This is a genomic window from Microbacterium lacticum (assembly GCF_006716815.1).
Taxonomy (GTDB): domain Bacteria; phylum Actinomycetota; class Actinomycetes; order Actinomycetales; family Microbacteriaceae; genus Microbacterium; species Microbacterium lacticum.
The window spans coordinates 184,741-208,946 of record NZ_VFPS01000003.1 but is presented as its reverse complement, the minus strand read 5'-3'; the positions used below and the strand labels follow the sequence as shown (position 1 = coordinate 208,946).

Here is a 24,206-nt window from a genome sequence, read left to right as displayed (position 1 = left end):
CTCGGGCTCCTCCCTTCCAGGGATAGTCTACTTTTGACCACCGACATCGCCCCGATGAGCAGGCGTTTCGAGAGGAGTGCGCGTGCCGATCCCGCCGATCCTTGACGTGTTCGTCGTCTGGCACCCCGATGACGCGATCGGCGCCGAGCGATTCGCGGAGCTACATGAGCACTTCCATAGCCCGGCGTTCTCAGGACTGGCCGGCGGCGCCGTCGAGGTGTATGCGCGCAGCGATCCCTGGGAGGACGGAGGGCCGCCACGGCCCTTGGGCATTGCGACGCCGCTCGGCGAGGGACTCCCGACCGCACAGTTCAACGCGATCGTCCCAATCATCGACACGAACTTGCTCCGTGCAGCGGCCGAGGCGGCCAAACCATGGAACACCTATCTTCGCGAGATCGCCGAGCTGAACCAGAGGGCTGGCGTAGGCGTCTACCCCGTCGTCGCGAAAGGCCTGCAATGGGGCACCAGCACCGTCAGTCAGATCCTCGGCGGCATCCAGACCCTGCCCGCTGACGTGAACGCGGATGCCGGCTTGTTCGGGCGCGAGCTAGCGCAGGCGATCACTCAACAGATTCAGCATGAAGCGAACCTCCCCGCACGGCTGACGGTGTTCGTGAGCCACACGAAGCACCGTTCTTCGGAGGAAGCTTCGCGCTCCGGCCCCGCGATGTTCGAGCGTGTGCGCGACCACATCCAGCGGTCTCACCTGTCGGCCTTCTTCGACGCGCAAGACATCCAACCTGGCGGTGACTGGGAGAGGACGCTTGAGGACGCCGCTGGCAGCAGCGCGTTGCTGATGATCCGCACCGACGTCTACGCCGCGCGAGAATGGACGCAACGTGAGGTCCACGCCGCGAAGCACAGCGGCATGCCGGTCGTCTGCATGTACGCGCTCACTGCCGGTGAGGAGCGGGGCTCCTTTCTGATGGACCACGTCCCCTCGGTGGTCTGTGACCTCGCCGACCCTGATCAGGGTGTCGCCCTCGCCCTCAACAGGCTCGTCGACGAGGCGCTCAAGAACACTCTCTGGCACGCGCAGACGTCCTATCTCTCTGAGGACGGGTTCGATTGGCTTCCGGCGCAATCGCCTGAGCCGACCACGATCACCCCCTGGCTCGCTTCACATCAAGAGACGCAGCCAGATGACAAGCACCTGTGGGTCATTCACCCCGATCCGCCGCTCGGGCCGGCCGAGCGAGAGGTGCTGCTGCAGTTGTGCGCGGTGGCAGGCTACGACGTCGACGTCGACATCTTGACGCCCCGGACGTTCGCTGCGCGCGGTGGAGCACTCAGGACATGAGCGAGCCCACCCTCATCTCGCGAGACGCTCTCTCGGGCCAGAAAGTCGCCTTGTCAGTCTCTGAGAGCGCCGATCTCTCACGTCTGGGTCTCACTGAGCAACACTGCCGACTGGTCGTCGCCGAAGTGGGTAGAGCGATCATGCTCGCGGGAGGAACCGTCGTATACGGCGGTCACCTCAATCCCGGTGGCTACACCGAGATCCTGATCGAAGAGGCCCAACGTTTCAGCAGCGGACGATCCGCGCTTGAGATCACGCTCGCCGAATCCGAGTACCGGAAGCTCACGGTAGACGAGCTGATCGCGGCAGACAGGAACTTCGGTGACGTCGGCAGACTGACGTTGGTTTCCGAGTCGCTCAAGACGGTACCGATCGCACGTGCCCTAGATGTTCTTCCCACTGACGTTGTGGACGCGGTCGATGGGTGCTCGGCCTCCGATGCCGGTGTGGGGTCGATGGTGATTGTAGTGGTGCAGCCAGGCGTCGTAGCTGGCGGCTCGCTGCTGGTCTGAGTCGTAGTGGCGGGCGTAGGCCCATTCGTCGGCGAGGGTGCGGTGGAATCGCTCGATCTTCCCGTTGGTCTGCGGCCGATAGGGCCGCGTGTATTTGTGCTTCACGTTCTCGCCGAGCGCCTCGTTGAACACCTTGGACCGGTAGCAGGAGCCGTTATCGGTCATCACCCGCTGCACGGTGATGCCGTGCCCGGCGAAGAACGCGCTGGCGCGCTGCCAGAACCCGCCGGCGGTGTCCTTGCGTTCGTCGGGGAGGATCTCGGAGTAGACCAGTCGGGCGTGGTCGTCGATCGCGGAATGCAGATACGAGTAGCCGACCCCGGAGCGGCGTTTGCGGCCCGTGGCACGTCCCAGCGTGCGCCAGCCGCCACCGTCAGGGATCCGGCCGAGCTTCTTCACGTCCACGTGCACCAGCTCGCCCGGCGCCTGTCGCTCGTACCGGACCGGCTTCGGCTTGCGCACCCGAACACCGGTGTTCTTGTCGACCTGCCCCAGCAGCGGCACCCGGTACCGCTTCAGCACCTTCGAGACCGTGGATTGCGGCAGCAGCAGGTGGTACGCGATCCGATGCGGGCCCCAACGTCGGGTCACCCGCAACCCGATGATCCGCCGCTCCATACGCTGCGGCGTCCGCGATGGCGAGCTCGCCGGCCGTGAGGAGCGATCCTGCATCGCCGCGCGTCCGCCGGCACGATACCGGGCGACCCACTTGGAGACCGTGCCACGGGCGACCTGGAACCGCTCCGCGACACGAGCCTGCGTCCAGCCGTCCTCGATCACCAGCCGAGCGATCTTGATCCGCCCATCGACGGTGAGCGCGGCGCGAGCGTGGGTAACGTATGACACGAGGACCTCCGTGGATCGAGTGAGTGTGGTAACCCACATCGATACCGGAGGTCCTCACCTCATCCCGTCACGCCACGCTGCTCACAACCACCGTGGGAAGAACACCTAGACGGCTCTTGGAGTCAAGACGCGGGCAACGCGTTGACCGCGATGCGCGAGTATGTCGCGAGCGTAACAACAGCCCGTCTGATTGTTGGGGGGCGCCTCGCTGGCTACGTCGGCGCGGAACCCGGCGTGATCGAAGAGGCACGTCTGACCATACAGTCCGGACGTCTGCTGCTCGTCGCCGGAGGTTACGGGGGCGCGGCAGCGGCAGTCGCGCAGCGTCTATATCCGCAGTTCTTTGATGGGTGGTCGCCCGGAGCGTATCCGGCTCATGCTCTGGGCGCGCAGGTCGCAGTCGCGCTGGATGCGCTGCAAGCCGCGTACGCCAGTGCCGCCTTCGGCCCGCACCTTGACGAAGAACTCTCGCGGCTGCTCACGATCAGCCACAGGCCAGCCGACATCGCGCGCGCAACCGTGCGCCTGCTAGCCGCGGCGTCGAACCAGGTGAGCTAGTCGAACCTGCAACTGATGGCGCGACTGCGCGGAAGCCGGTCCGCAAGCGTGCACCCAAGACAACGAGAAACCTCCAGACCCCGCTCGGGCGATCGACGCTCGTAGGACCGGCACGCATCGATTCGCGATGACGGCGCCGCTATCGGGCACAGCACGGCCCATGTGAACGTCCCCCACGCGGCCGCCCAGCCAGACCCGCCCGGTCAGTCTTTGCAGTCGTCTACGATCGTGCCGATGACTCCGCCGATCGCCCCGCCGATCGCGGCGCCGGGCGCCCCGCCGAGCGACCCGCCGATGATCGCGCCCGCGCCGCCGAGGATGCCCTGGTAGCTGCGCGTGCTCTTCGCATAGACGACGCTCGTGCCATCGCCGGAGGCGACCGGCTCGTACGAGCCCACCACCCCGCCGGCGAGCGCCAGGGCGACAGGTCCGGCGGTGCCGCTCGCGAGCATGTCCTGGCACATGCCGCGCACCTGCTCCCCCCGGCCGGCAGCGGTGGTCGGCCTGTCCTGAGGAGGCGGGATCGTCACGAGGTGATACCGGGCGACGCTGGTCGTCCCGCGTCATCGACGCAAGAAGGGGGGATACCCCGGAGCGAGGTCTCCGCTCAGGCCTGGGGCCAGGTCTCGGCCCAGGGGTCGTCGCTGCCCTGCACGGGGTCGTCGAGCGGCACCACGAGGATCGGGCGCGACTGGCGGTGCGCGAGCCGCGCCGCGACCGAGCCGGTGAAAAACTCGCGCACCGTCTCGCCGAAGCCGCGACGGCGGGTGCCCACGACGATCAGCCGGGCCTCGGCCCGCTCGGCGAGCTGCTTCAGCGCCAGCGCGGGATCGCCGACGAGCTGCGCCGTCGTCCACTCGATGCCCGCCCCGCCGAGGGCGGCGACCGCCGCTTCGCGCACGCGCGCGAGCTGCGCCTCCCCCGCCGAGTTGTCGAGGTCGATCGGCGCGGTGTGCACGTAGCCGTCCGGGTCTTCATACGTGACGAACCGGGTCACGTCGACGTGCGCCACGATCAGCGGCGCCCCGAACAGCCGCGCATAGCGCGCCGCCTCGGTCAGCACCCGCTGCGGCTGATCGGGGATGACCCCGACGATCACCGCGCGACGCGGGACGGCGACGGCTTCTGAATCAGCGCCGGCCTCGGCATCCATGCCGGCCTGGGCATCTGCGCCGGCCTCGGCATCCGACATCACATACTCCGCTCGATCGATGTGACCACTCGCCCGCATGTCCGGCCGTCGCGAACAGCGTCGTCGCGAACCAGGTCGTCACGAACCGCGAGGGGTCGGAGGCCACCGTGTTATCCTGAATGCTACTCTTCCCGGCCTCGGGCCGGTTCGAAACGCATCGTGAATGCATCGGGTGAGTGTGCGAAACGCAGCCGCACCGCCCGTGACTCAGAAATGAGGGGGTCTCGCATGGGGCGTGGCCGTCAGAAGGCGAAGCACACCAAGATCGCTCGCGAACTCAAGTACGACACGTACAACGTGAACTACTCCGCGCTCGAAAAGGAACTCGGTCACCACGACGAGGACCCGTACGTCGACAAGTGGGCCGACGAAGACGAGGACGACAAGGTCGAAACGGCCTGATCTCCCCCACGTCGGCTTCCCGCCGCGCCCGCGCGACATCCGCGCGCGTCCGCGTCACCACGTGCGGCCGGTGCGCTTCTCCCACTCCTCCTCGATCGTGCGGGTGTGGGTGACCACGTACCCCGCCGGGATCGCGAACAGGAACAGCACGCTGAGCAGCACCAGCGGCGCCTGCCAGCCGCCCGTGGTCTCGTGCAGCACCGCGAACGCCAGCGGGAAGATCGCCGCGATCGCGTAGCCGATGCTCTGGCTGAAGCTCGACAGCGCCACCGCGCCCTCGTGCGTGCGCGAGCGACGCTGGATCATCACGAGCACCGCGGGGAAGAGCCCCTGCGGCGTGCCGAGCAGCACGACCCACAGCACCGTCGCCGCGGTCGGGGCGAGCACCATGCCGAGCACACCGGCGACACCCGCGACCAGTGCGACGACGTACACGACGCCGACCCGGTTCCAGCGCGTGACGGCCATCGGCACGAGGATCGACCACGGCAGCCCCATCGCGCCGAACAGCGACAGCAGCGCGCCCGCGGCCGCGTGCGAGACGCCCGCCATCTCGACGAGCACCACCGGCAGCCACGCGAAGCACGCGTAGACGCTCGCCGACGAGATCGCGAACGTCACCGCCAGCGCCCACGCCAGCGGGATGCGGGGCAGCCGCCCGAGCACGCGCGGCGTCGGCTCGTCGATCTCGACGTCGGCGCCGACCGCATCGCCGGCGCCGTTCCCGTCGAGCCCGCGCGCCGCCGCGGCCCGACCCGCCGCGCGCTCGCGGGCATCCACGACCAGCTGCGCCACCCACGGCACGATCGCGGCGAGCGCGAACACCGCCCACATGCCGAGCGAGAAGCGCCAGCCCGCGGCATCCGCCACCGGCACCGCCACGAGCGGCGGCACGAACGCGGCGACGGCGAGCAGCGACGAGTACAGCCCCGTCATCGTGCCGACGCGGTCGGGGAAGTACTTCTTGATGAGCGGCGGCAGCACGACGTTGCCGACGCCGATCGCGGCGAACAGCACCGCCGTGCCGAGAAGAAGGGCGAGGGCATCGGATGCCAGGGCGCGCGCGACCATCGCGCCGGTGGCGACGACCATCGCGGCGACCGCGAGACGTTCCAGGCCGAAGCGCCGCTCGAGGGCGGGCGTCACGATGCCGAACACCGCGAAGCACACCGGCGGCGCGGCTCCGATCAGCCCGAGGATCCACGACGGCACCGCGAAGTCGGCCTCGATCTCGGCGAGGATCGGCGAGATCGAGGCGACCGCCGAGCGCAGCGAGAAGGCGACCAGCACGATGCCGGTGAAGGCGAGGAGTCTGCCGCGCCAGAGGGAGAGGGGGCGCGGGTCTGGCACTCGATCCAGCCTATCGCCGCCGGAGCGGGGGTCGGGCGGTCAGCTCTCCTGCGAACCCTCGACCCAGGCGAGGTACTCCTCGGTCACGGTGCCGGTGACGTAGCGACCGTCGAAGCAGCTCAGATCGAGGTCGTCGACGCCCGTCGCGCCCTCGAGGATCGCCGCCTTCAGGTCGCCGATCTCCTGGTAGACCAAGTAGTCGGCGCCGAGCTCGGCGGCGATCTCGGGAATCGTGCGGCCGTAAGCGACGAGCTCGTGGCGCGAGGGCATGTTGATGCCGTACACGTGCGGGTAGCGCACGGGGGGCGCGGCCGACGCGAAGGTGACACTCTCGGCACCGGCATCCCGCGCCATCTGGATGATCTCCTTCGACGTCGTGCCACGCACGATGGAGTCGTCGATGAGCAGCACGTTCTTGCCCTTGAACTCGCTCGACATGGCGTTGAGCTTCTGGCGCACACTCTTCTTGCGCACCGCCTGGCCCGGCATGATGAACGTGCGGCCGACGTAGCGGTTCTTGTAGAAGCCCTCGCGGTACTCGATACCGAGCTTGCGGGCCACCTGCATCGCGGCGGGCCGCGACGAGTCGGGGATCGGCATGACCACGTCGATCGCACCCGCGGGCGTGTACTTCGCGATCGTGTCGGCGAGCCGGTCGCCCATCCGGAGCCGCGCCTCGTAGACCGAGATGCCGTTCATCACCGAGTCGGGTCGGGCGAGGTAGACGTACTCGAACGAGCACGGCACGAGCTTCAGGTTCGCGGCGCACTGCTGCGTGTGCAGGGCGCCGTCGAGGTCGATGAACACCGCCTCGCCGGGCTCGACGTCGCGGACGACCTCGAAGCCGGCGTTCTCGAGCACGAGCGACTCGGAGGCGACGATCCACTCATCGTGGCCGTCGTCGTGGCGGCGCGTGCCGAGGATCAGCGGGCGGATGCCGAACGGGTCGCGGAAGGCGAGCAGTCCGTAGCCGGCGATCAGGGCGATCGACGCGTACGACCCCTCGACCCGCTCGTGCACGCGTGAGACGGCCTGGAAGATCTGCGGCGGGTCGAGATCGAGACCCGAGATGGATGCCTGCAGCTCGTTGGCGAGCACGTTGACGAGCAGCTCGGTGTCGCTCGAGGTGTTGAGGTGGCGGCGATCCTTGCGGAAGAGCTCGTCGGTGAGCTCGCGCGTGTTCGTGAGGTTGCCGTTGTGCACGAGCACGATGCCGTACGGCGCGTTCACGTAGAAGGGCTGCGCCTCTTCTTCGCTCGACGCGGTGCCCTTCGTGGCGTAGCGTACGTGGCCGAGGCCGATGCTGCCGAGGAGCGCCCGCATGTCGCGGGTGCGGAACGCCTCGCGCACCTGCCCCTTCGCCTTGAACAGGTGGAACACGCCGTTCGGCTCCGCCGTGGCGATGCCGGTCGAGTCCTGCCCGCGGTGCTGCAGCAGAAGGAGGGCGTCGTAGATCTCCTGGTTGACGTTCCCCTGTGAGGCGACGCCGACGATTCCGCACATGTGTTGTTGCTCAGTCCGTTTCTGCGTAAGCCCCGACGAGGCGCACGGCGCCCCCGTCGACGCCCTTCGCGCCCTGCTCGAAATCTCCGTGGGAGTCCTGCGGCACCGGCCCGGTGCGGACGACCCCGACCTGCCAGGTGGCGATGCCGTCGGCGTTCAGGGCCGCCGCGGCGGCATCTGCCTGATCTGCCGAGACCACCGCGACGAAGCCGACCCCGAGGTTCCAGGTGCCTTCGGTCTGCGCGAGCTCGAGCGAGCCGAGGTCGGCGAGCACGCGGAAGACGGGCGGCGGCGACCAGGTCGACCGGTCGACGTCGACCCAGGTGCCGACCGGGAGCACGCGCGCGAGGTTCGCCGCGATGCCCCCGCCGGTGACGTGGCTGAGCGCGTGCACGGCGCCGGGCACCTGCGAGAGCAGACGCAGCAGGGGCAGCGTGTACAGGCGCGTGGGCTCGAGGAGCTCCTCGCCCCACGTGCGGCCGAAGTCCGCGGCATCCGCCCCGTAGGTGATGCCGTTTCCGCTCACGATGTGCCGGATGAGCGAGTAGCCGTTGGAGTGCGGACCGCTGGATGCCAGGGCCAGCACGACATCGCCCGATTCGACGCGCTCGGCGCCGAGCACGTGATCCGCCTCGACCACCCCGGTCGCGGCGCCCGCGACGTCGTAGTCGTTGATGCCGAGGAGGCCCGGGTGCTCGGCCGTCTCGCCGCCGAGGAGGGCGGTGCCGGTGAGCTCGCAGCCGGTCGCGATGCCGCGCACAATGTCGGCGATGCGCTCGGGGAAGACCTTGCCGCAGGCGATGTAGTCGGTCATGAAGAAGGGCTTCGCGCCCACGACGACGATGTCATCGACGACCATGCCGACGAGGTCTTGCCCGATCGTGTCGTGCTTGTCGATCGTCTGCGCGATCGCGACCTTCGTGCCGACGCCGTCGGTCGAGGTGGCGAGCAGAGGCTTCGTGTAGGCGCGCAGCGCGGAGGCGTCGAAGAGGCCTGCGAAGCCACCGACGCCACCGATGACCTCGGGGCCGTGCGTGCGGCGCACAGCCGACTTCATCAGTTCGACGGCGAGGTCGCCCGCCGCCGTATCGACGCCGGCTGCGGTGTAGGGGTTCTGTGGGGACGGGGCCACGCGAACAGCCTACCGGCCCGCGCGGGTGCCGCCGGCCGTCTCCGGGTGGGGGGACGGGGCGCCGGCGCGGGCGAGCAGGGGCGGCGCGAGGAGCGCGGTGCCTAGGATGGCGGCATGGCAGCGGAGACACCGGAATGGGTCGTGCGCGAAGACGCCGGCATGCCGGTGCTCGTCGCGCTGTACCTGCGGCAGGTGCTCGGGATCCGCTCGCCCGAGGAGCTGCCGCATCTGCGGAATATGCCGCCCGCGGCATCCAGCGAGTACGACGACACCGCGACGCTCGATCGCCTCTGGCGCACGTACTGGGAGATGACGGTCGAGCCGCAGGCGCACACGTCGCCGGTGCCGCTCGAGCTGGTGCCCGGCTTCGAGATGCTGGTGGCACTGCCCACCGAGGGCTTCGACCCGCTGATCGCCGCGATTACGCCGTACGGCGAGGATGCCGTGGCCTACGCCCGCGCGGCGTCGGAGCGCTATCACGCCCGCGCGCACGCCGACGCCCGGTCGGGCGGGTCGGCCTACCGCGCGTACGCGAGCACGATCGCCCAGCACGAGCGGCACGCGGGCCGCCGGGCGCACTCGTTCGAGCTGAACGTGCAGGTGCTGCCGCTGACGCAGCGCGGCGTGTGGTGGATCGGCGCCCTCACCGTCGCCGTCACCGATTCGCTGCGCAGCGACGTGGTGGCCTTCGACGCGGCGATCGCGCCGGTCATCGCCGACATCGCCTGACGGGCGGTCTTTCGGCGCCCGGGTGTTTCGGTGCCCGGTCTTCCGGCGTCAGACCGTCGTGTCGTCGTCGGGGTAGTCGACCTCGACGCGCTCGTGGTCGAGGCGCACCTCGTGCTGGCGGCGCGACAGCCGGCGGTCGAGGATGAGCGCGACCGCGCCGAGCACGGCCATGCCGATCGGGATGCACACGAGGCACAGGAATCCGAAGACCTGCGAGGTCGAGTAGATGACCTGTGTCGACGCGCTCTTCTCCTCGGTGCCGTCGAAGGCGAATGTGAGGATGAGCGCGGCGAGGATGCCGAGGATCGCGCCGAGCACGAAGAAGATCGCGTACCGGGGGCTCCGGCGCACGTGCGCGGTCTCGATCTGGTGCTGAGCGCGCTCGGTCATCCCTCCATTGTCCCACCGGCCGGTCACCTCGGCGGCCGCCCGTCTCGCGCGATCAGCCCAGCCGGCGCTGCCACGGCAGCACGCGCATCATGCTCAGCACCGACACGATCACGATACTGAGGGCCGCGGCCGACGCCAGCAGCGGCGGCACGATCGGCGGCACGCCGTTCGTGGCGTTCGGCACCAGGCCCGCGCGCTGCGGCTGCGCGGTGATCGGCGTGTTCGCGGGGCCGAGGTGTACTGGCCTCGACCGTTGTTGATTCGGTCGATGGGGGTCTTGCCGCCGATGCCGAGGTGGGCTCTGTCTAGGTTGTAGTGGTCGAGCCAGGTCGTCAAGCCTGCTCTGCGGTCGTCGTTGGAGGTCCAGGGGCGGGCATAGGCCCACTCGGTGGCGAGAGTGCGGTTCAGGCGTTCCACTTTCCCGTTGGTCCAGGGGCAGTGCGGCTTGATGAAGCGCTGCTTGATGGCGTGCGTGTCGATCACGGCTTTGAACGCGGCGGAGTGGCGGTAGGCGAACGCGTTGTCGCTGATGACCCGTTCGACCCTCACGCCCAGGCGCGCGTAGAACGTGATCACGCGTTCGAGGACCCCGGCCGCGGTGACGCCTTCGCAGGGCACTGCCCGCGGCCGTGGAGGCGCCACCCACCGCCATCGGGGATCCGGCCGAGCTTCTTCACATCGACATGGATCAGCGATCCGGGATGGTCGTGCTCGTAACGCTTCGCCGACCGTCGAGACGCGCGGATCACGGTCCCGGTGACCGGGTCCAGCCCCCTCAGCAGCGACACCCCGTGTCTGCGCAGCACCCGACCGACCGTCGAGGCCTGCAAGCCGAGCTTGTCTGCGATGAACACCGGGCCGCGGCGCGTGAGGTGACGCATGATCCGCACCCGCGCCTCCACGCACGCCCCCGTCCGCCGCGGATGCCCGTGGGCGACGCTGGAACGATCCACCAACCCCGCTGTGCCGTGCTCCCGGAACCGACGCCACCACCGCCACGCGGTCGTGCGGGAGATCCCCATCTCCGCCGCGACGTGCGCGACCGCACGCCCCGACCCGATGCGCTGGACCATGATCAACCTGCCGGCCGGAGTCAGCCGGGCGTTAGCGTGGGACACGAGAGACCTCCGTGGACTCGAGGGAACCTAGACAGCTCCAACTCGACTACGGAGGTCTCTCCTACGTCAACAACGATCCGGGTCAGTACACCTAGGGACGGAGCGGCAGCAGGGCGGCGAGGTCGGCGCGGGTGCCCGATGCCGCGATGCGGCCCGCGGCGACGGCATCCGGCCAGGCCTCGGCGCCCGTGGCGAGGTCGATCCAGGTGGCCGCATCGGTCTCGACCACGTTCGGCGGGGTGCCGCGGGTGTGGCGGGGCCCCTCGATCACCTGCACGGCGCCGAACGGCGGCACACGCACCTCGACCGTGTTGCCCGGGGCCTTCTCGGCGAGCAGCTGCAGGAGATACCGCACCGCCGTCGCCGTCTGGGCGCGGGGCAGGGCCAGCCCGCCGTCACCGCTGCCGCCCGCGGCTTCGCGCGCCGCCGCCACCGCGGCGAGCGCCGCGCGCCCGTCCTCGGTGGAGATCTTCCGCGCCATGGCATCCACGGTAGTGCGTCCGCAATCCAGTCTCCCCGCACCGCGCGCGCCCGCCGCGCCCCGTCATTCCGCGACGTCGCGTCCCCCTCACCCGCGCGCAGACTGAATGGCGAACCGCCTTCCCCCGCCCCGCGCGTACCGTTTGCAGGATCGCTGTCCCTCCCACGCGCCTCGATCCGCGGAATTCCGCAGGTCCGCCCCGCCGACTCGTCGATCGATCCTGCAAACGGTACAGATCGGGGCGATGCCCCCACCGCCCGACCCCGGCAACCGAGCCGCCCGACGCCCGAACACCCCGACGCCCGCCCCCGGCCGCTCGGTAGGCTGGCGGCGTGCGCATTCTCGTCCTCGGTTCCGGTGCCCGCGAGCACGCCCTGCTCCTCGCTCTGAAGGCCGAGGGCGGCCACGAGCTCTTCGCGGCGCCGGGCAATGCCGGCATCGCCGCCGACGCGACGCTCGTGTCGACGCTCGACGCGAACTCTCCCGCGGCCGTCACCGAGTACGCGAACGACGAGCAGATCGACCTCGTCATCATCGGCCCCGAGGCGCCGCTGGTCGCGGGGGTCGCTGACGCGCTCCGCGAGCGCGGCATCCCGGTCTTCGGCCCAGGCAAGGCCGCCGCGGCGCTCGAGGGATCGAAGGCCTTCGCGAAGCGCATCATGGATGCCGCGGGCGTGCCCACCGGGCGGGCGACCCGCGCCGCCACCCGCCCCGAGGTCGAGGCGGCGATCGACGCCTACGGCGCGCCCTACGTCGTCAAGGCCGACGGGCTCGCGGCGGGCAAGGGCGTCATCGTGACCGACGACCGCACCGCCGCGCTCGCCCACGCCGACGCGTTCCTCCCCACGGGCCCCGTGCTCGTCGAGGAGTTCCTCTCCGGCCCCGAGGTCTCGCTCTTCTTCGTGAGCGACGGCGACACCGTCCGCGCGCTGTCGCCGGCGCAGGACTTCAAGCGCGCCTACGACGGCGACGCCGGCCCCAACACCGGCGGCATGGGCGCATACTCGCCGCTGCCGTGGCTCGCCGAGCGATTCGGCAGCGAACGCGCGTTCATCGAGCGCGTCACCGCAGAGGTGGCCGAACCCGTCATCCGACAGCTGGATGCCGAGGGCACCCCCTTCATCGGACTGCTCTACGCCGGCCTCATCCTCACCGGCGAGGGCGAGGCGACCGAGATCAAGGTCATCGAGTTCAACGCGCGCTTCGGCGATCCCGAGACGCAGGTCGTGCTCGCCCGCCTGACGAGCCCGCTGTCGCGACTCCTGATGTCCGCGGCATCCGGCACCCTCGAAGACGAGCCCGAGCCGACCTTCGCCGACATCGCCGCGATCACGGTCGTGCTCGCGAGCGAGGGCTACCCCGAGGCGCCCGTGACGGGCCGCACGATCGGCGGCTTGGATGCCGCGGCCGCCACCCCCGGCGTGCACCTCGCGCACGCGGCGACCGCGGGGCCGGATGCCCCCGGCGGCGACCTCATCTCGACCGGCGGCCGCGTGCTCAACGTCATCGCGACGGGCGACACCTTCGCGCAGGCGCGCGAGCGCGCGTACGCCGCGCTCGACGAGATCACCCTCGACGGCGCGCACTTCCGGACCGACATCGCCGCCGTCGTCGCCCGCACCGCCGCCGAGTAAGCCCCGCGCCGGCCCTCACCAGAATCGGAGATCAGCAACAGATTCGGAGAATGGATGCCGAGGCATCCGATTCTGTGGCGATTTTGCGAATCCAGCGAGCCCGCCGGCGGCCACACCAGCCGGCCGCCGGCGGCACCCGCGAGACGCGGCCGGCGCGAGCCCCTGCCAGCGCCCCTCAGCGCTCCCCGAGGTGCGCGGGCCGCTGCATGAACAGCACCGCGACGACGCCGACCAGGAGCACGATGCCGGGGAGGAGCATGGTCTGCGCCATGGCATCCGAGAATCCTCCGACGACCATGTCGGGCAGCTGACCGGCGGCGAAGTCGCCTCCGGCCTCGGCGGCACCGGGCAGGTTCGCCTCGAGCCGGCCCTGCATGAGCGCGGCGATGGCGGCCGAGCCGAGCACCGACCCGATCGTGCGGGTCGTGTTGTAGATGCCCGAGCCGGCGCCGGCCTGGCGCGGCTGCAGGTTGCGGGTCGCGGTGGTCGCGAGCGGCCCCCACATCCCGGCCTGCGCGATGCCCATGAGCGCCGAGGGCAGGAGGAACATCCAGATCGGGGTGTCGGGGTGCATCAGCGCGGAGTACCAGAAGATCGAGATCGCGCTCAGCAGCAGCCCGGGCACGAGCAGCAGCCGCGGGTCGACGCGGTCGAGCACGCGTCCGGCGATCGGGGCGAGCACACCGGCGAACACGGCCATCGGGATCAGCAGCAGCGCCGACTCGGTCGGGGTGAGCCCGCGGGCGAGCTGGTAGAAGAACATCATCGGCAGCGACATGGCGGTCACGGCGAAGCCGACGGTCGCGATGCCGATGTTCGCGACCGAGAAGTTGCGGTCGCGGAAGAGCGCGAGCGGCACGAGCGGTTCGCTCTTCGTGCGCGACTGCTGCCAGATGAACAGCGCCATGACGAGCACGCCGCCCACGATCATCGCCCACACCCACGGCGCCCAGTCGTAGTGCTCGCCCTCCTGCAGACCGAACACGACGAGGAAGAGTCCCACTGCGCTCAGCAACACGCCGACCATGTCGAAGCGGTGGCGGTGCGTCTCGAGGTTCGGCACGAGCATCCAGGCCAGCACGAAGCCGATGATCCCGACGGGCAGGTTGACGAAGAAGATCCACTCCCAGCCGAGCCCGTCGACGAGCAGGCCGCCCGCGAGCGGGCCGACGAGCATCGCGACGCCCGAGGTCGCGCCCCAGAGGCCCATCGCCGCGCCGCGCTGGTTCGGCGGGAAGGTGCGGGTGATGACGGCCATCGTCTGCGGCGTCATGAGGGATGCCCCGAAGCCCTGCACCGCGCGGAACACGATGAGCATCTCGAGCGTCGACGACAGTCCGCAGCCGAGGGAGGCGAGGGTGAAGATCGCGAGCCCGATGAGGTAGATCTTCTTCGGGCCGAAACGGTCGCCCAGGCGTCCGGTGATCAGCAGCGGCACGGCGTAGGCGAGGAGATACGCCGAGGTGACCCACACGACGTTGTCGAGGTTGGCGGTGTCGGGGTCGAGGGCCGCCTTGATGGCGGGGTTCGCCACCGAGACGATGGTCGTGTCGACCAGGATCATGAAGAACCCGATGACGAGCGCCCACAGGGCAGGCCACGGGTTGTGGGCGGTGCCGGGCGCGCCGGCGGCGGTGTGCGCGCCCGCGGGGGCGCCCGCGTCGGTCGCGGGAGTGCGGGAAGGATCGGTCATTGCCGTGCGGCCTCTCTCTGTGCCAGATAACGGTCGTCTGTGACGTGGGTGCCCCAGACGAAATCGGGGTGGACGAGTCGATCGATGAACGCCGAGAGCCAGTCACGGTCGGCGCGCAGCAGCGCGTGTTCGCGGTCGACCTCGACGAGGTACTGCTCGACGATGCCGGTGGTCCGCGCCTTCGCGAGACCCTTCCGGTGCATCTCGAGCGAGTCATCGAGCGCCTCGAGTCGGCGGCGCAGCAGCGCGACCGTCTCATCGCGGTCGAGGTTGTGCGCCTCGGAGAGTGCGACGCGGTACTCGACGGGGTGGCCGAGCACGGGCAGTTCGCGGCGCACCCAGTCGACGATGGCGCGCTCCCCGGCATCCGTCAGCGCATACGTGGTGCGTTCGGGACGGTTGCCGTCGCGGTCGACGCCGACCTCGGTCAGCAGGCCGCAGCGCTCGAGCCGGCCGACGGTGTGGTACATCGTGCCGTTCGTCAGCGGCACGATGCGGTCGTCGTGACGCTGCCGCATGAGCCGGATCATCTCGTACGGGTGCATCTCGTCTTCGCGCAGCATGGCGAGCACCATGACCCCCAGCGGGGTGAGGCGTGCGGCATCCGTCATGATTACTCCGTGTCGATTAGTCCAGATGGACTATACACGGCGACGGATGCCACGCAACAGCCCCACCCGCGGGGGAATGCGGGTGGGGCTGCGGGCGTCGGGGGCTGCGTGAAGGCGGCGCTCAGCGACCGCCGGGGCCCCCGCCGCCGGGGGCGGATCCGCCGGTGGGTGCCGTGGTCGTGTCGACCCGCGCCACGAGCATCGCGGTGTAGCCGTTCGTCGCGTCGCCGGTGACGGTCGCGACCTGCAGGGCGCCGCCGTCGTCGCCGAACACGTTGTCGCTCGCGAGCGTGATCTGCGACAGGTTGCGGGTCGATCCGTCGTAGGCGGGCAGGGCGTAGACGCTCGCGAGCATGCTCTCGGGCATCGCGATCTGCGAGGTGGCGATGGCGTTCGCCGAGTCGGTGATCGTGTCGACCGACGGGTAGACCTCGAAGTGGATGTGCGGCCACCGGCCGGAATAGCAGGCCGGCACGATCGAGGTGAACGTCACCTGCCCGTCGGCGTCGGTCACCTGCACGCCGCGCAGGTAGGTCTCGTTCTCGATGCCCGAGGAGTACATCGAGTACTCGCCCTGCGCGTTGCAGTGCCAGGCGTACACGGCCACCCCGGCGAAGGGCGCGTCGCCGTTCGCCATGTCGGTGATGCGCAGGGTGAACTGCAGCGGCGCACCCTCGGCGGTCGTGCCGCCGCCGATCGAGCTGCGCAGATCGGAGCGGACGATGCCCGACTGCTCGAGCACATCGGGTCCGTTCGAGCCGTCGCCGGGGTAGGGCCCGGCGGTCTCGTCGGGGATCTCGGCCGCGGGCAGGGCGTACGACACCGTGGGGGTGGGGGTCGGCGTGGCCGTCGGCCTCGGCGTCGAGAGCGGTGTCGCGCTCGCCGTGGCGGAAGGCGAGGCATCCGCTGCGGTGACCGCACTGCAGTCGGCCAGGGCCGCGGCGCCCACCCCGAGCCCCGCGATGCTGAACATCGCGCGGCGTGAGACGAGGGTGGTTAGATCGAAACCCGCCCCCTGATCGACGACCTCGTCATCGGGGCGGGGAAGGGTGCGGCCCACATAACGCGGGCCGTCGGGCGTGTTCTCGGGCTCGGGGATCATGGGGCCAGCATGACGCCGAATCCCCTCACCGCACTGTGGGCCACCTATGCGTCTGTGATGTGCCGGCGCGGCGTCGCGCCGCCCGCGATAATGGAGCGGTGACGGATGCCTCGGACCTGCCCGGCTGGACCCACGTGTACTCGGGAAAGGTGCGCGACCTTTACCGCCCGGCCGATTCGGCGGCAGCGGCATCGGCCACGACAGAGGGGCGGATACTGGTGGTGGCCAGCGACCGCGTGAGCGCGTTCGACCACGTGCTCTCCCCCGGCATCCCCGGCAAGGGCGAACTGCTGACGACGCTGAGCCTGTGGTGGTTCGACCAGCTCTCGGGCGCCGACGGCGGCCCGCGCATTCCCAACCACCTCGCCGCGACGCACGCGCTGACCCTCGGCCCCGACGGGCAGGCGAACACCGCCGACGACCTGGTCGACCTCATCCCGCAGGCCGTCGCGGGCCGCGCGATGGTGGCCCGCACCCTCGACATGCTGCCGATCGAGTGCGTCGTGCGCGGGTACCTCACCGGGTCGGGCTGGAAGGAATACCAGGCATCCGGCACCGTCTGCGGCATCGCACTGCCCGCCGGGCTCGGCGACGGCGACCGTCTGCCCGAGCCGATCTTCACGCCCGCCTACAAGGCGCCGCTCGGCGAGCACGACGAGAACATCTCGTTCGCACAGACCGAGGAGCTCGTCGGGCCCGAGCGCGCCGCGCAGCTGCGCGACGCCTCGCTCGCGATCTACCGCCGCGCGGCGGCGACCGCCGAGGCCCACGGCCTGATCCTCGCCGACACGAAGTTCGAGTTCGGGCTCGACGCCGACGGCGTGCTCACGCTCGCCGACGAAGTGCTCACGAGCGACTCATCGCGGTACTGGGATGCCGAGGCGTGGGCAACGGGCACCACCCCGGCCGAGCGCATGGCGAGCTTCGATAAGCAGATCGTGCGCGATTGGCTCGCGGCGCACTGGGACGGCGCCGGCACCCCGCCCGAGCTGCCCACCGAGATCGTCGAGCGCACCGCCGACAATTACCGCGAGCTGCTCGAGCGCCTGACGGCCTGACGGTAGGTGGGCTTCACTCGAAGCGCAGGACATCGCCAGGGCGCAGGTCGGCGACAATGCCGCGGTAGGGCGCCGCGATCTCTCCGACGTGCCCCTGCATGCCGGTGAGCGGCAGATTCTGCCGCATGAGGTGCACTTCTCCGCGGTAGCGTCCGAGACGATCGAGGTCCATCTGCAGCGACCCCACCTCGCGCCGGTCAGCGTTGCGCGGGGCTGAGGGAGGGATCTCGCCGCGCGTCCCTTCGAGGCGGAACGAAGCGGCGGCGTCCTCGATCCGCAGGCGCCAGACGCTCTCGCGCAGGAATGCACCTGCGTCGTCGAGCCCTGCGAGGGGGACCGTAATCTCTCCCGACTGCTCGACTCGCGCGATCCATCGCAGGTGTTCGGGCAGCAGTGTGGCCTCGGCGCAGACAATCTCGACATGCGGATCGAGCCGACGGAGGTGCAGGTAATTGCGCCACGCCGTGCGGTGCCGGTGCTCTTCGAGCATCGGCAGGCCTAGGTGGAGCGGCGCCCTGAACGACACCTCGCCCGGCACGAAAGCGTAGAGCGGCAGCCCTCTCTCACGAAACAACTCGTTCTGGCTCACATAGAAGGCCGTGGTGATGCCCGTTTCGGGCCGAGGGTAGAAGTTGTGCCAGCCGATGGGCCGCACACTTTCGAGCTCGTCGAGCAGCGACGCGGTCGCTGTGCTCGCATTCACCGCGATGGCACACCGCGACGCGGCCGCAATCTCGCGGATCTCATGCGGCGCGAAGCCGAAGTCGATGCGCAGCGTCGTCACTCCCCACTCGCGCAGGCGCGCCGTGCCGCCGACTCCCGACCCCAGACGCTCGAGCGCGAGTGGGGAGATGTCGGCGCAGAAACTCACCCCGTGTTCACGGTGCAGCGCGGTGAGCTCGGCGCCGTACCCGTCGAGATCGGCACTTTCCGGAAGGTGTAGGGAGGTGAACAGCAAGGGCCGGTCCGCGAGTGCGACGGCCTGCGAGACGACCGCGCGGCGCACCTCGGGTGTATCCGTCGGGTAGAGCGAGAACAGCATCAGCTCAGCCTTGCGACCATGTGCTCCTTGAACCCGAAAAGGTAGGTCAGGAGGAACCCCATGGTGTATGCGATCAGCAACCCTCCCACGTACCAGAGCCATTGCCCGTTCGTGATGACCGCTGTCATGAGCACCCCCGAGAGCCCGAGGGCTCCGGCTCCGAAGCCGCCAGTGGCTTGGATGCCGTAGGCCACGAAGGCGCCGCCGAAACCTCCACCGAGACAGGCCGTGATGAGCGGATAGAAGAGCGGCAACGACACTCCGTAGATGAGCGGCTCGCCCACCCCGAGCACGCCGATGGGCAGTGCCGCTCGGATGATGCTCTTCAAGCGCGTGCTCTTCGTCTTGATGTAGATCGCGATCGCCATACCGACCTCGCCCGCGCCGGCCATCGCGAGCACGGGGAGCAGCTGGGTGTAGCCGTGGTCGGCGATCAGCTGAGCATGGATCGGGGTGAGTCCCTGATGAATGCCGAGCATGACCAGCGGCAGGAACAGCGACGACAGCAGGTATCCGCCGATCACTCCGCCCCGTTCGAGGGCGAAGTCGATGAGCAGCCAGTTGATGCCCTGCATGAGAAGCCCCGCAATGGGCATGATGACGAAGATGCAGACCGCTGCGCCGACGAGGACCGTGACGACGGGCACGACGAACAGGTCAGCCCACGCGGGGACTCGCTTGCGCACCCACTTCTCGATCACGGTGAAGAGCCAGGCCGTGACGATCACGCCGACGATGCCGCCGAGCGCCGGCTTCAGTTCGCCGAACAGTGGCAGCACGAGCGGTTGTGCGGGGATCACCGTGCCGTCGGCAGCCGTCGTCGCCGCGATTCCTGCAAGCGCGGGCATGTACGAGATCCCACCCGCGATGAGACCGAGCACGGGGGTGCCGCCGAACTCCTTCGCGGTGTTGTAGCCGACGAGCAGGTTCAGCGACCCCACGACGATCGAGCCGAGAGCGGCGAACGCGAGGAACCACGGGTTCTGGACGACTCCGGGATCGATGATTTTCCAGACGTTCGCGATCGCGACGATGAGTCCGCACGCGATGAAACCGGGGATGATCGGGATGAAGATGTTGCCGATGTGCCGGAACAGCGAGTGCACGCCGGTCTTCTGCCGAGACTTCACTTTCTGGTTGTTCTTCGTCTGCAGCTGGCGGAGGTCGTCGGCCGCGCTCAGCGGCGCCTCGTCGTCATCCAGTGGTGCCGAGCCCGACATTCCGCTCTCCACCGCGAAGGCGTCGCGCAGCCGCTGTGCATGACCCGGACCGACGACGACCTGCAGCTGGTCGCCGGAAACGACCCCCATGACCCCGTCGAGGGCCTTGAGAGCATCAAGGTCGACGCTTTCGGGGTCGATGACCTCGAGACGAAGACGCGTCATGCAGTTGGTGAACGAGGAGATGTTCGCGGTGCCCCCGACGAGCGGGAGGATGTCGCGACTGAGTTGGGGGTAATCCACAGTGATTTCCTTCGATTTTCGGGATGCGGGTCAGTGATGAGCAGTTGAGGAGAGGGGGCTCGGGCGCTCTCCGTCGATGGCGTCGCGTACGAACCCCTGCGCAACCGAGAGGCGTTCGCGCGCGGCGGCCGCGTCTATGCCGCACAGGATCGAGACGATCGCCGTCTTGGCGTGATTGCCCGCGGCGGCGAGCGCTCGTTCGGCGGTGGCCCTGTCGCAGTCCGTAGCGGCCTGCACGATGCGGGCGGCGCGGTCAACGAGCTTCTCGTTGGTCGGGCGCACATCGACCATGAGGTTGCCGTAGACCTTGCCGAGCCGCACCATGGCGGCCGTGGAGATCATATTGAGCACGAGCTTCTGGCTCGTGCCCGCTTTGAGCCGGGTCGAGCCCGTGAGCACCTCGGGGCCGTTGTCGATCTCGATCGCCACGTCGGCATGCCGGCTGATCTCGGCGCCGGTGTTGCAGGCGAGCGATACAGTCGCCGCGCCCACCCGTCGCGCGTAATCGAGTCCGCCGAGGACATAAGGCGTGCGACCCGAAGCGGCGATGCCGACCACGACGTCGCGCTCGTCGAGACCGAGCGCGACGAGGTCGGCGACGGCGAGCTCGTCGGAGTCCTCTGCCCGCTCCACGGCCGCGAACATCGCCTCCCGTCCGCCTGCGAGCACCCCGATGATCTGTGCAGGGTCGGTGCCGAACGTCGGCGGGCACTCAGAGGCGTCGAGCACGCCGAGACGCCCACTCGTGCCGGCTCCCTGGTAGATCAAGCGCCCGCCGCCATGCAAGGCGCTCACCACCAGTTCGACCGCACGAGCGATCTGCGGAATCTGAGCGCGCACGGCATCGGCGACGCCGGCGTCTTCGTCGTTCATCGTCGTGAGGAACTCGTCGATTCCCATCGCATCGAGGCGTCGTGTGCGCGGGTTCTGCTGTTCGGTGATCGATATCGGGCGCGAAGCGGACACGCGTTCCTCCTTGTGATGTCGTCGCCGCGTTACCGAGAGCGAAGCCGACCTCGGCAAGAATTACTCTTTCACAAGCTAGGGTATTTGTGAAGAACTTTTTCAGTCACCGTGAGAAGCTGACGCTATCCGGGAGGCGATATGGACGGCGACGTCATTGAGGCGATCCACACCGTGATCGCTCGGCTACGGCCCGCCGAAGCGGCGGTGGCCACCGTCGTGCTCCGTGACCCCGATTCCGTGGTCGACACCACGGTCGTCGAGCTGGCTGAGCGCGCGGGCGTGTCACAGGCATCCGTCGTGCGCTTCGCGAAGACGCTCGGCTACACCGGCTTTCCCGCCCTCCGCCTGCAGTTGGCGCAGGAACTCTCGCGGCACGCCGCCGATCTCGAACGGTCCGATATCGCCGAAGGCCGTCTGAATCCTTCGGACTCCCTGGCCGACATGGTGTCGAAGGTCGCCTTCCATGAGGCGCGCACGATCGAGCAGACCGCGCGGCTGCTCGATCTCGAGGCCCTGGAACAGACCGCACAGCGCATCTCTGCGGGAGCACGAGTGGTCGCCTTCGGCGTCGGCGCGTCGGCCCTCGCCGCCAGCGACCTCGCTCAAAAATTGCAGCGCATCGGCCTCAACTGCCTGACATCACCCGACATCCACATGCAGCTCGTCCACGCAGCCCTCGCCGATGAACATACCGTCGTCGTCGCGTTCTCGTTCAGCGGCGGCACACGCGATGTCGTGCACGCTGTGGAGGTCGCCACTCGCACTGGAGCCCTCACAGTGGCTGTCACTGGCGATGGTGAATCAGCACTCGCCGGTGCGTGCGATCTGTTCCTGCGCACGCCCGCACGCGAAACGACACTGCGCGCGGCTGCCCTCGCGAGCAGGATGGCGCAGCTCGCCGTCGTCGACTTTCTTTTCCTGCGGGTCGGGCAGCTCCGTTTCGACAACCTCGACGCCGCGCTGGATGCCACCCGAGACGCCGTACGTCCACAACACCTACCCGACGGCACCCAGCGATCTCCCAGGTAGCGTGTCGTCAGCGCTAATCTGAGCGCAGGCATCCACCGTCGCTGTCGGCGTCGCGTTCATCGTCGGCGCCCGGCAGCGCCCCGGCATCCGGCACCACCGGCATCCCGCAACAAACCTGTCAGATCGAGGAGCACCCGCATGCCCATCTGGACCCTGCACGGCGACGGCCGCACCGTCGAACCCGGCGCCGTCGTCAAGCCCAACGAGCGCCTGAGCTGGCCCGGTACCATCGCGATCGGCGCGCAGCACGTGGTCGCGATGTTCGGCGCCACGTTCCTCGTGCCGATCCTGACGGGATTCCCCGTCTCGACGACGCTGTTCTTCTCGGGCGTCGGCACGATTCTGTTCCTGGTGATCACGCGCAACAAGCTGCCGAGCTACCTCGGGTCGTCGTTCGCGTTCATCGCCCCGATCCAGGCCTACAACGGCGGCAAGACGCTCGAGACGACCGAACAGATCACGCAGGCGATGGTCAGCGTCGCGGTCACCGGCGTGCTGCTCGCGCTCGTCGGCCTGCTCGTGCAGAAGGTCGGCACCCGCTGGATCGAGAAGCTCATGCCGCCGGTCGTCGCCGGCGCCATCGTCGCCCTGATCGGTCTGAACCTCGCCCCCGCCGCGTGGAACAACTTCACGCTCCAGCCGCTCGTGGCCACGGTCACCCTCGTCGCGATCATCCTGTTCAGCGTGCTGTTCCGCGGATTCCTCGGGCGCATCTCGATCTTCCTCGGCGTCGTCGTCGGATACGTATTCGCCGCGATCACCGGCGCGGTGAACTTCGACGCGGTCGCCGCGGCGCCCCTGCTCGGGCTCCCGGAGTTCCACCTGCCCGCCTTCGGCGATCCGACCTCGTGGAGCCTGCTGCCGATCTTCCTCCCGGTGATCCTCGTGCTCGTCGCCGAGAACGTCGGGCACGTGCGCGGCGTCGCCACGATGACCGGCGACCCCACCATCAACGCGAGCACCGGCCGCGCGCTCACCGCCGACGGCGTCGCGAGCACCCTCGCGGGCCTGTTCGGCGGCTCGGCGACGACCACGTACGGCGAGAACATCGGCGTCATGGCGGCGACCCGCGTCTACTCGACGGCGGCGTACTGGGTGGCCGGCGCGATCGCCGTGCTGCTGTCGTTCTCCCCCGCCATCGGCGCCGTGATCAACACGATCCCGGCGGGCGTCATCGGCGGTGCGACGACCGCGCTGTACGGCCTCATCGGCGTGATCGGCATCAAGATCTGGGTCGACAACCAGGTCGACTTCTCGCGCCCGGTCAACCAGTACACGGTCGCCGTGTCGTTCGTGATCGCGATCGCCGGGTTCACGATGGGCATCGGCTCGCTCACGTTCTCGGCCATCGTCCTCGGCACGGTCGCCGCGCTCGTGATCTACCACGGCGGCAACGCGATCGCCCGCTGGCGCAAGACCGGCGCCGACGACGGCGGCCCCATCGTGCCCATCGGCCAGCTCGGCGGCGACCCGGAGTAACCCGCCAGAACCGACCCGGATGCCTCGCGCGCGAGCCGCTCGCGCGCGAGGCATCCCTGGGTCAGATGCACCGTGGGACCCGACCTTGCTGCGACTCCGCGGCCCCTCGCCGGAGGCGCGACAACAACCAGCATCCGCGACAGGATTCTTCTAGCGCGGATGCTGGTTTCTGTAGCGGGAGCCGGCCGCCGGCACCTCAGCGAAGCGGCCGCCGACGGCGCGACGGCCGGCGACGCCGCGGCGATCGCCCACGTGCACCTGTCGGTCGGCGACGTGGCCACCGCCCGCGCGTTCTACGTCGACGCGCTCGGGTTCGAGACCACGGCCTCCATGCCCGGATCGGCCCTGTTCGTCAGCGCCGGCGGCTACCACCATCACATGGCGATGAACGTCTGGAACTCCCGCGGTGCGGGGCCGCGGATGCCCGCGCTCGGCCTCGGTCGCGTCGAACTGGCGCTGCCGGATGCCGATGGCCTCGGCGCCCTCACCGAGCGCCTCCGCGACCACGGCGTCGCCGTGCGCGACGACGGCCGCGCCGTGACGTTCGTCGACCCCTGGAACAACGAGCTGCGCGCGGCCCTCGCCTGAGGCATCCGGGTCGGTTCCGGGCGGA

21 protein-coding genes and 4 pseudogenes are annotated in these 24,206 nt (G+C 69.4%); 10 read left to right on the top strand and 15 right to left on the bottom strand.

Going from position 1 to position 24,206, the window contains the following annotated elements; genetic code table 11:
- Positions 1–82 precede the first annotated feature (82 nt).
- A complete protein-coding gene (locus tag FHX68_RS09720) occupies positions 83–1,303 on the top strand; it encodes a toll/interleukin-1 receptor domain-containing protein (protein WP_211345079.1) in 1,221 nt (406 codons plus the stop codon).
- Positions 1,300–1,632, top strand: a pseudogene (locus FHX68_RS15915) (hypothetical protein); the annotation flags it as partial. The gene FHX68_RS09720 and the pseudogene FHX68_RS15915, both read left to right, overlap by 4 nt.
- A gap of 54 nt (positions 1,633–1,686) precedes the next feature.
- Here the strand turns inward: FHX68_RS15915 and FHX68_RS09715 are convergent.
- Positions 1,687–2,700, bottom strand: coding sequence for an IS481 family transposase (locus FHX68_RS09715; RefSeq protein WP_141920135.1), 1,014 nt, complete (start codon positions 2,698–2,700; stop codon positions 1,687–1,689).
- Positions 2,701–2,796: 96 nt separating this feature from the next.
- Between FHX68_RS09715 and FHX68_RS09710 the strand changes: the two are divergent.
- Positions 2,797–3,219, top strand: a pseudogene (locus FHX68_RS09710) (hypothetical protein); the annotation flags it as partial.
- A 203-nt stretch (positions 3,220–3,422) separates the two neighbouring features.
- Here the strand turns inward: FHX68_RS09710 and FHX68_RS09705 are convergent.
- Both FHX68_RS09705 and FHX68_RS09700 read right to left on the bottom strand, forming a co-directional pair.
- On the bottom strand, positions 3,423–3,749 hold the full coding sequence (locus FHX68_RS09705; protein ID WP_141381499.1) for a hypothetical protein: 327 nt from the start codon (positions 3,747–3,749) through the stop codon (positions 3,423–3,425).
- Between the two features lie 77 nt (positions 3,750–3,826).
- The gene (locus tag FHX68_RS09700; RefSeq protein WP_141381501.1) at positions 3,827–4,372 is read right to left on the bottom strand and encodes a universal stress protein; all 546 of its coding nucleotides are present in this window, start codon (positions 4,370–4,372) and stop codon (positions 3,827–3,829) included.
- Between the two features lie 267 nt (positions 4,373–4,639).
- Between FHX68_RS09700 and FHX68_RS09695 the strand changes: the two genes are divergently transcribed.
- Positions 4,640–4,813, top strand: coding sequence for a DUF3073 domain-containing protein (locus FHX68_RS09695; RefSeq protein WP_141381498.1), 174 nt, complete (start codon positions 4,640–4,642; stop codon positions 4,811–4,813).
- 54 nt (positions 4,814–4,867) lie between these two features.
- Here the strand turns inward: FHX68_RS09695 and FHX68_RS09690 are convergent, their stop codons facing one another.
- Genes FHX68_RS09690 through purM form a run of 3 tightly spaced genes read right to left on the bottom strand, consistent with a single transcriptional unit; the run spans position 4,868 to position 8,798 of the window.
- The gene (locus FHX68_RS09690) at positions 4,868–6,163 is read right to left on the bottom strand and encodes an MFS transporter (protein WP_141381497.1); all 1,296 of its coding nucleotides are present in this window, start codon (positions 6,161–6,163) and stop codon (positions 4,868–4,870) included.
- A gap of 39 nt (positions 6,164–6,202) precedes the next feature.
- Positions 6,203–7,666 carry an amidophosphoribosyltransferase gene (purF, locus tag FHX68_RS09685; RefSeq protein ID WP_141381496.1) on the bottom strand — a complete coding sequence of 488 codons (1,464 nt, stop codon included), beginning with the start codon at positions 7,664–7,666 and terminating at the stop codon, positions 6,203–6,205.
- A 10-nt stretch (positions 7,667–7,676) separates the two neighbouring features.
- Entirely contained in the window at positions 7,677–8,798 is a 1,122-nt protein-coding gene (purM, locus tag FHX68_RS09680; protein WP_141381495.1) for a phosphoribosylformylglycinamidine cyclo-ligase, read from the bottom strand.
- Positions 8,799–8,912: 114 nt separating this feature from the next.
- On the opposite strand from purM, the gene FHX68_RS09675 reads away from it, so the two are divergent.
- Positions 8,913–9,527 (top strand): zinc-binding alcohol dehydrogenase, encoded by a 615-nt coding sequence (locus FHX68_RS09675; protein WP_141381494.1) that lies wholly within the window; start codon positions 8,913–8,915, stop codon positions 9,525–9,527.
- Between the two features lie 48 nt (positions 9,528–9,575).
- Here FHX68_RS09675 and FHX68_RS09670 read toward each other — a convergent pair whose 3' ends face one another.
- The 3 genes and pseudogenes from FHX68_RS09670 to FHX68_RS09660 form a co-directional block, all read right to left on the bottom strand.
- Entirely contained in the window at positions 9,576–9,917 is a 342-nt protein-coding gene (locus FHX68_RS09670) for a potassium transporter Trk (protein WP_141381493.1), read from the bottom strand.
- A gap of 255 nt (positions 9,918–10,172) precedes the next feature.
- Positions 10,173–11,035, bottom strand: a pseudogene (locus tag FHX68_RS09665) (IS481 family transposase); the annotation flags it as partial.
- Positions 11,036–11,126: 91 nt separating this feature from the next.
- The gene (locus FHX68_RS09660; protein ID WP_141381023.1) at positions 11,127–11,516 is read right to left on the bottom strand and encodes a sterol carrier family protein; all 390 of its coding nucleotides are present in this window, start codon (positions 11,514–11,516) and stop codon (positions 11,127–11,129) included.
- Positions 11,517–11,848: 332 nt separating this feature from the next.
- On the opposite strand from FHX68_RS09660, the gene purD reads away from it, so the two are divergent.
- The gene (gene purD / locus FHX68_RS09655; protein WP_141381022.1) at positions 11,849–13,150 is read left to right on the top strand and encodes a phosphoribosylamine--glycine ligase; all 1,302 of its coding nucleotides are present in this window, start codon (positions 11,849–11,851) and stop codon (positions 13,148–13,150) included.
- 175 nt (positions 13,151–13,325) lie between these two features.
- Here the strand turns inward: purD and FHX68_RS09650 are convergent, their stop codons facing one another.
- From FHX68_RS09650 to FHX68_RS09640, 3 genes are all read right to left on the bottom strand, one after another.
- Positions 13,326–14,843 (bottom strand): DHA2 family efflux MFS transporter permease subunit, encoded by a 1,518-nt coding sequence (locus FHX68_RS09650; RefSeq protein ID WP_141381021.1) that lies wholly within the window; start codon positions 14,841–14,843, stop codon positions 13,326–13,328.
- A complete protein-coding gene (locus FHX68_RS09645; RefSeq protein ID WP_141381020.1) occupies positions 14,840–15,454 on the bottom strand; it encodes a PadR family transcriptional regulator in 615 nt (204 codons plus the stop codon). The genes FHX68_RS09650 and FHX68_RS09645 overlap by 4 nt, the downstream gene beginning before the upstream one ends.
- 121 nt (positions 15,455–15,575) lie before the next feature.
- On the bottom strand, positions 15,576–16,556 hold the full coding sequence (locus tag FHX68_RS09640; RefSeq protein WP_141381019.1) for an intradiol ring-cleavage dioxygenase: 981 nt from the start codon (positions 16,554–16,556) through the stop codon (positions 15,576–15,578).
- A gap of 98 nt (positions 16,557–16,654) precedes the next feature.
- Here FHX68_RS09640 and FHX68_RS09635 point away from each other — a divergent pair, with 98 nt between their 5' ends.
- Entirely contained in the window at positions 16,655–17,614 is a 960-nt protein-coding gene (locus tag FHX68_RS09635; RefSeq protein ID WP_141381018.1) for a phosphoribosylaminoimidazolesuccinocarboxamide synthase, read from the top strand.
- A 13-nt stretch (positions 17,615–17,627) separates the two neighbouring features.
- Here the strand turns inward: FHX68_RS09635 and FHX68_RS09630 are convergent, their stop codons facing one another.
- From FHX68_RS09630 to murQ, 3 genes are read right to left on the bottom strand one after another with little or no spacing between them, the layout of a single operon-like run.
- Positions 17,628–18,656, bottom strand: coding sequence for a MupG family TIM beta-alpha barrel fold protein (locus FHX68_RS09630; protein ID WP_170214263.1), 1,029 nt, complete (start codon positions 18,654–18,656; stop codon positions 17,628–17,630).
- The gene (locus FHX68_RS09625; protein WP_141381016.1) at positions 18,656–20,119 is read right to left on the bottom strand and encodes a PTS transporter subunit EIIC; all 1,464 of its coding nucleotides are present in this window, start codon (positions 20,117–20,119) and stop codon (positions 18,656–18,658) included. Before FHX68_RS09625 ends, FHX68_RS09630 begins: the two co-directional genes overlap by 1 nt.
- A gap of 30 nt (positions 20,120–20,149) precedes the next feature.
- The gene (gene murQ, locus FHX68_RS09620; protein WP_229661590.1) at positions 20,150–21,085 is read right to left on the bottom strand and encodes an N-acetylmuramic acid 6-phosphate etherase; all 936 of its coding nucleotides are present in this window, start codon (positions 21,083–21,085) and stop codon (positions 20,150–20,152) included.
- 138 nt (positions 21,086–21,223) lie between these two features.
- On the opposite strand from murQ, the gene FHX68_RS09615 reads away from it, so the two are divergent.
- From FHX68_RS09615 to FHX68_RS09605, 3 genes and pseudogenes are all read left to right on the top strand, one after another.
- The gene (locus tag FHX68_RS09615; RefSeq protein WP_141381015.1) at positions 21,224–22,114 is read left to right on the top strand and encodes a MurR/RpiR family transcriptional regulator; all 891 of its coding nucleotides are present in this window, start codon (positions 21,224–21,226) and stop codon (positions 22,112–22,114) included.
- A 138-nt stretch (positions 22,115–22,252) separates the two neighbouring features.
- On the top strand, positions 22,253–23,593 hold the full coding sequence (locus tag FHX68_RS09610; protein ID WP_141381014.1) for a uracil-xanthine permease family protein: 1,341 nt from the start codon (positions 22,253–22,255) through the stop codon (positions 23,591–23,593).
- 186 nt (positions 23,594–23,779) lie between these two features.
- Positions 23,780–24,181, top strand: a pseudogene (locus FHX68_RS09605) (VOC family protein); the annotation flags it as partial.
- Positions 24,182–24,206 lie beyond the last annotated feature (25 nt).

What these genes read in the sequence shown, in the direction of transcription:
- FHX68_RS09660 (WP_141381023.1), bottom strand. Translation starts at nt 11,516, where the DNA reads ATGGCGCGGAAGATCTCCACCGAGGACGGGCGCGCGGCGCTCGCCGCG.
- FHX68_RS09645 (WP_141381020.1), bottom strand. Translation starts at nt 15,454, where the DNA reads ATGACGGATGCCGCACGCCTCACCCCGCTGGGGGTCATGGTGCTCGCC.
- purF (WP_141381496.1), bottom strand. Translation starts at nt 7,666, where the DNA reads ATGTGCGGAATCGTCGGCGTCGCCTCACAGGGGAACGTCAACCAGGAG.
- FHX68_RS09650 (WP_141381021.1), bottom strand. Translation starts at nt 14,843, where the DNA reads ATGACCGATCCTTCCCGCACTCCCGCGACCGACGCGGGCGCCCCCGCG.
- FHX68_RS09700 (WP_141381501.1), bottom strand. Translation starts at nt 4,372, where the DNA reads ATGGATGCCGAGGCCGGCGCTGATTCAGAAGCCGTCGCCGTCCCGCGT.
- FHX68_RS09615 (WP_141381015.1), top strand. Translation starts at nt 21,224, where the DNA reads ATGGACGGCGACGTCATTGAGGCGATCCACACCGTGATCGCTCGGCTA.
- FHX68_RS09640 (WP_141381019.1), bottom strand. Translation starts at nt 16,556, where the DNA reads ATGATCCCCGAGCCCGAGAACACGCCCGACGGCCCGCGTTATGTGGGC.
- FHX68_RS09695 (WP_141381498.1), top strand. Translation starts at nt 4,640, where the DNA reads ATGGGGCGTGGCCGTCAGAAGGCGAAGCACACCAAGATCGCTCGCGAA.
- FHX68_RS09675 (WP_141381494.1), top strand. Translation starts at nt 8,913, where the DNA reads ATGGCAGCGGAGACACCGGAATGGGTCGTGCGCGAAGACGCCGGCATG.
- FHX68_RS09610 (WP_141381014.1), top strand. Translation starts at nt 22,253, where the DNA reads ATGCCCATCTGGACCCTGCACGGCGACGGCCGCACCGTCGAACCCGGC.
- FHX68_RS09670 (WP_141381493.1), bottom strand. Translation starts at nt 9,917, where the DNA reads ATGACCGAGCGCGCTCAGCACCAGATCGAGACCGCGCACGTGCGCCGG.
- FHX68_RS09715 (WP_141920135.1), bottom strand. Translation starts at nt 2,700, where the DNA reads ATGTGGGTTACCACACTCACTCGATCCACGGAGGTCCTCGTGTCATAC.
- FHX68_RS09630 (WP_170214263.1), bottom strand. Translation starts at nt 18,656, where the DNA reads ATGCTGTTCTCGCTCTACCCGACGGATACACCCGAGGTGCGCCGCGCG.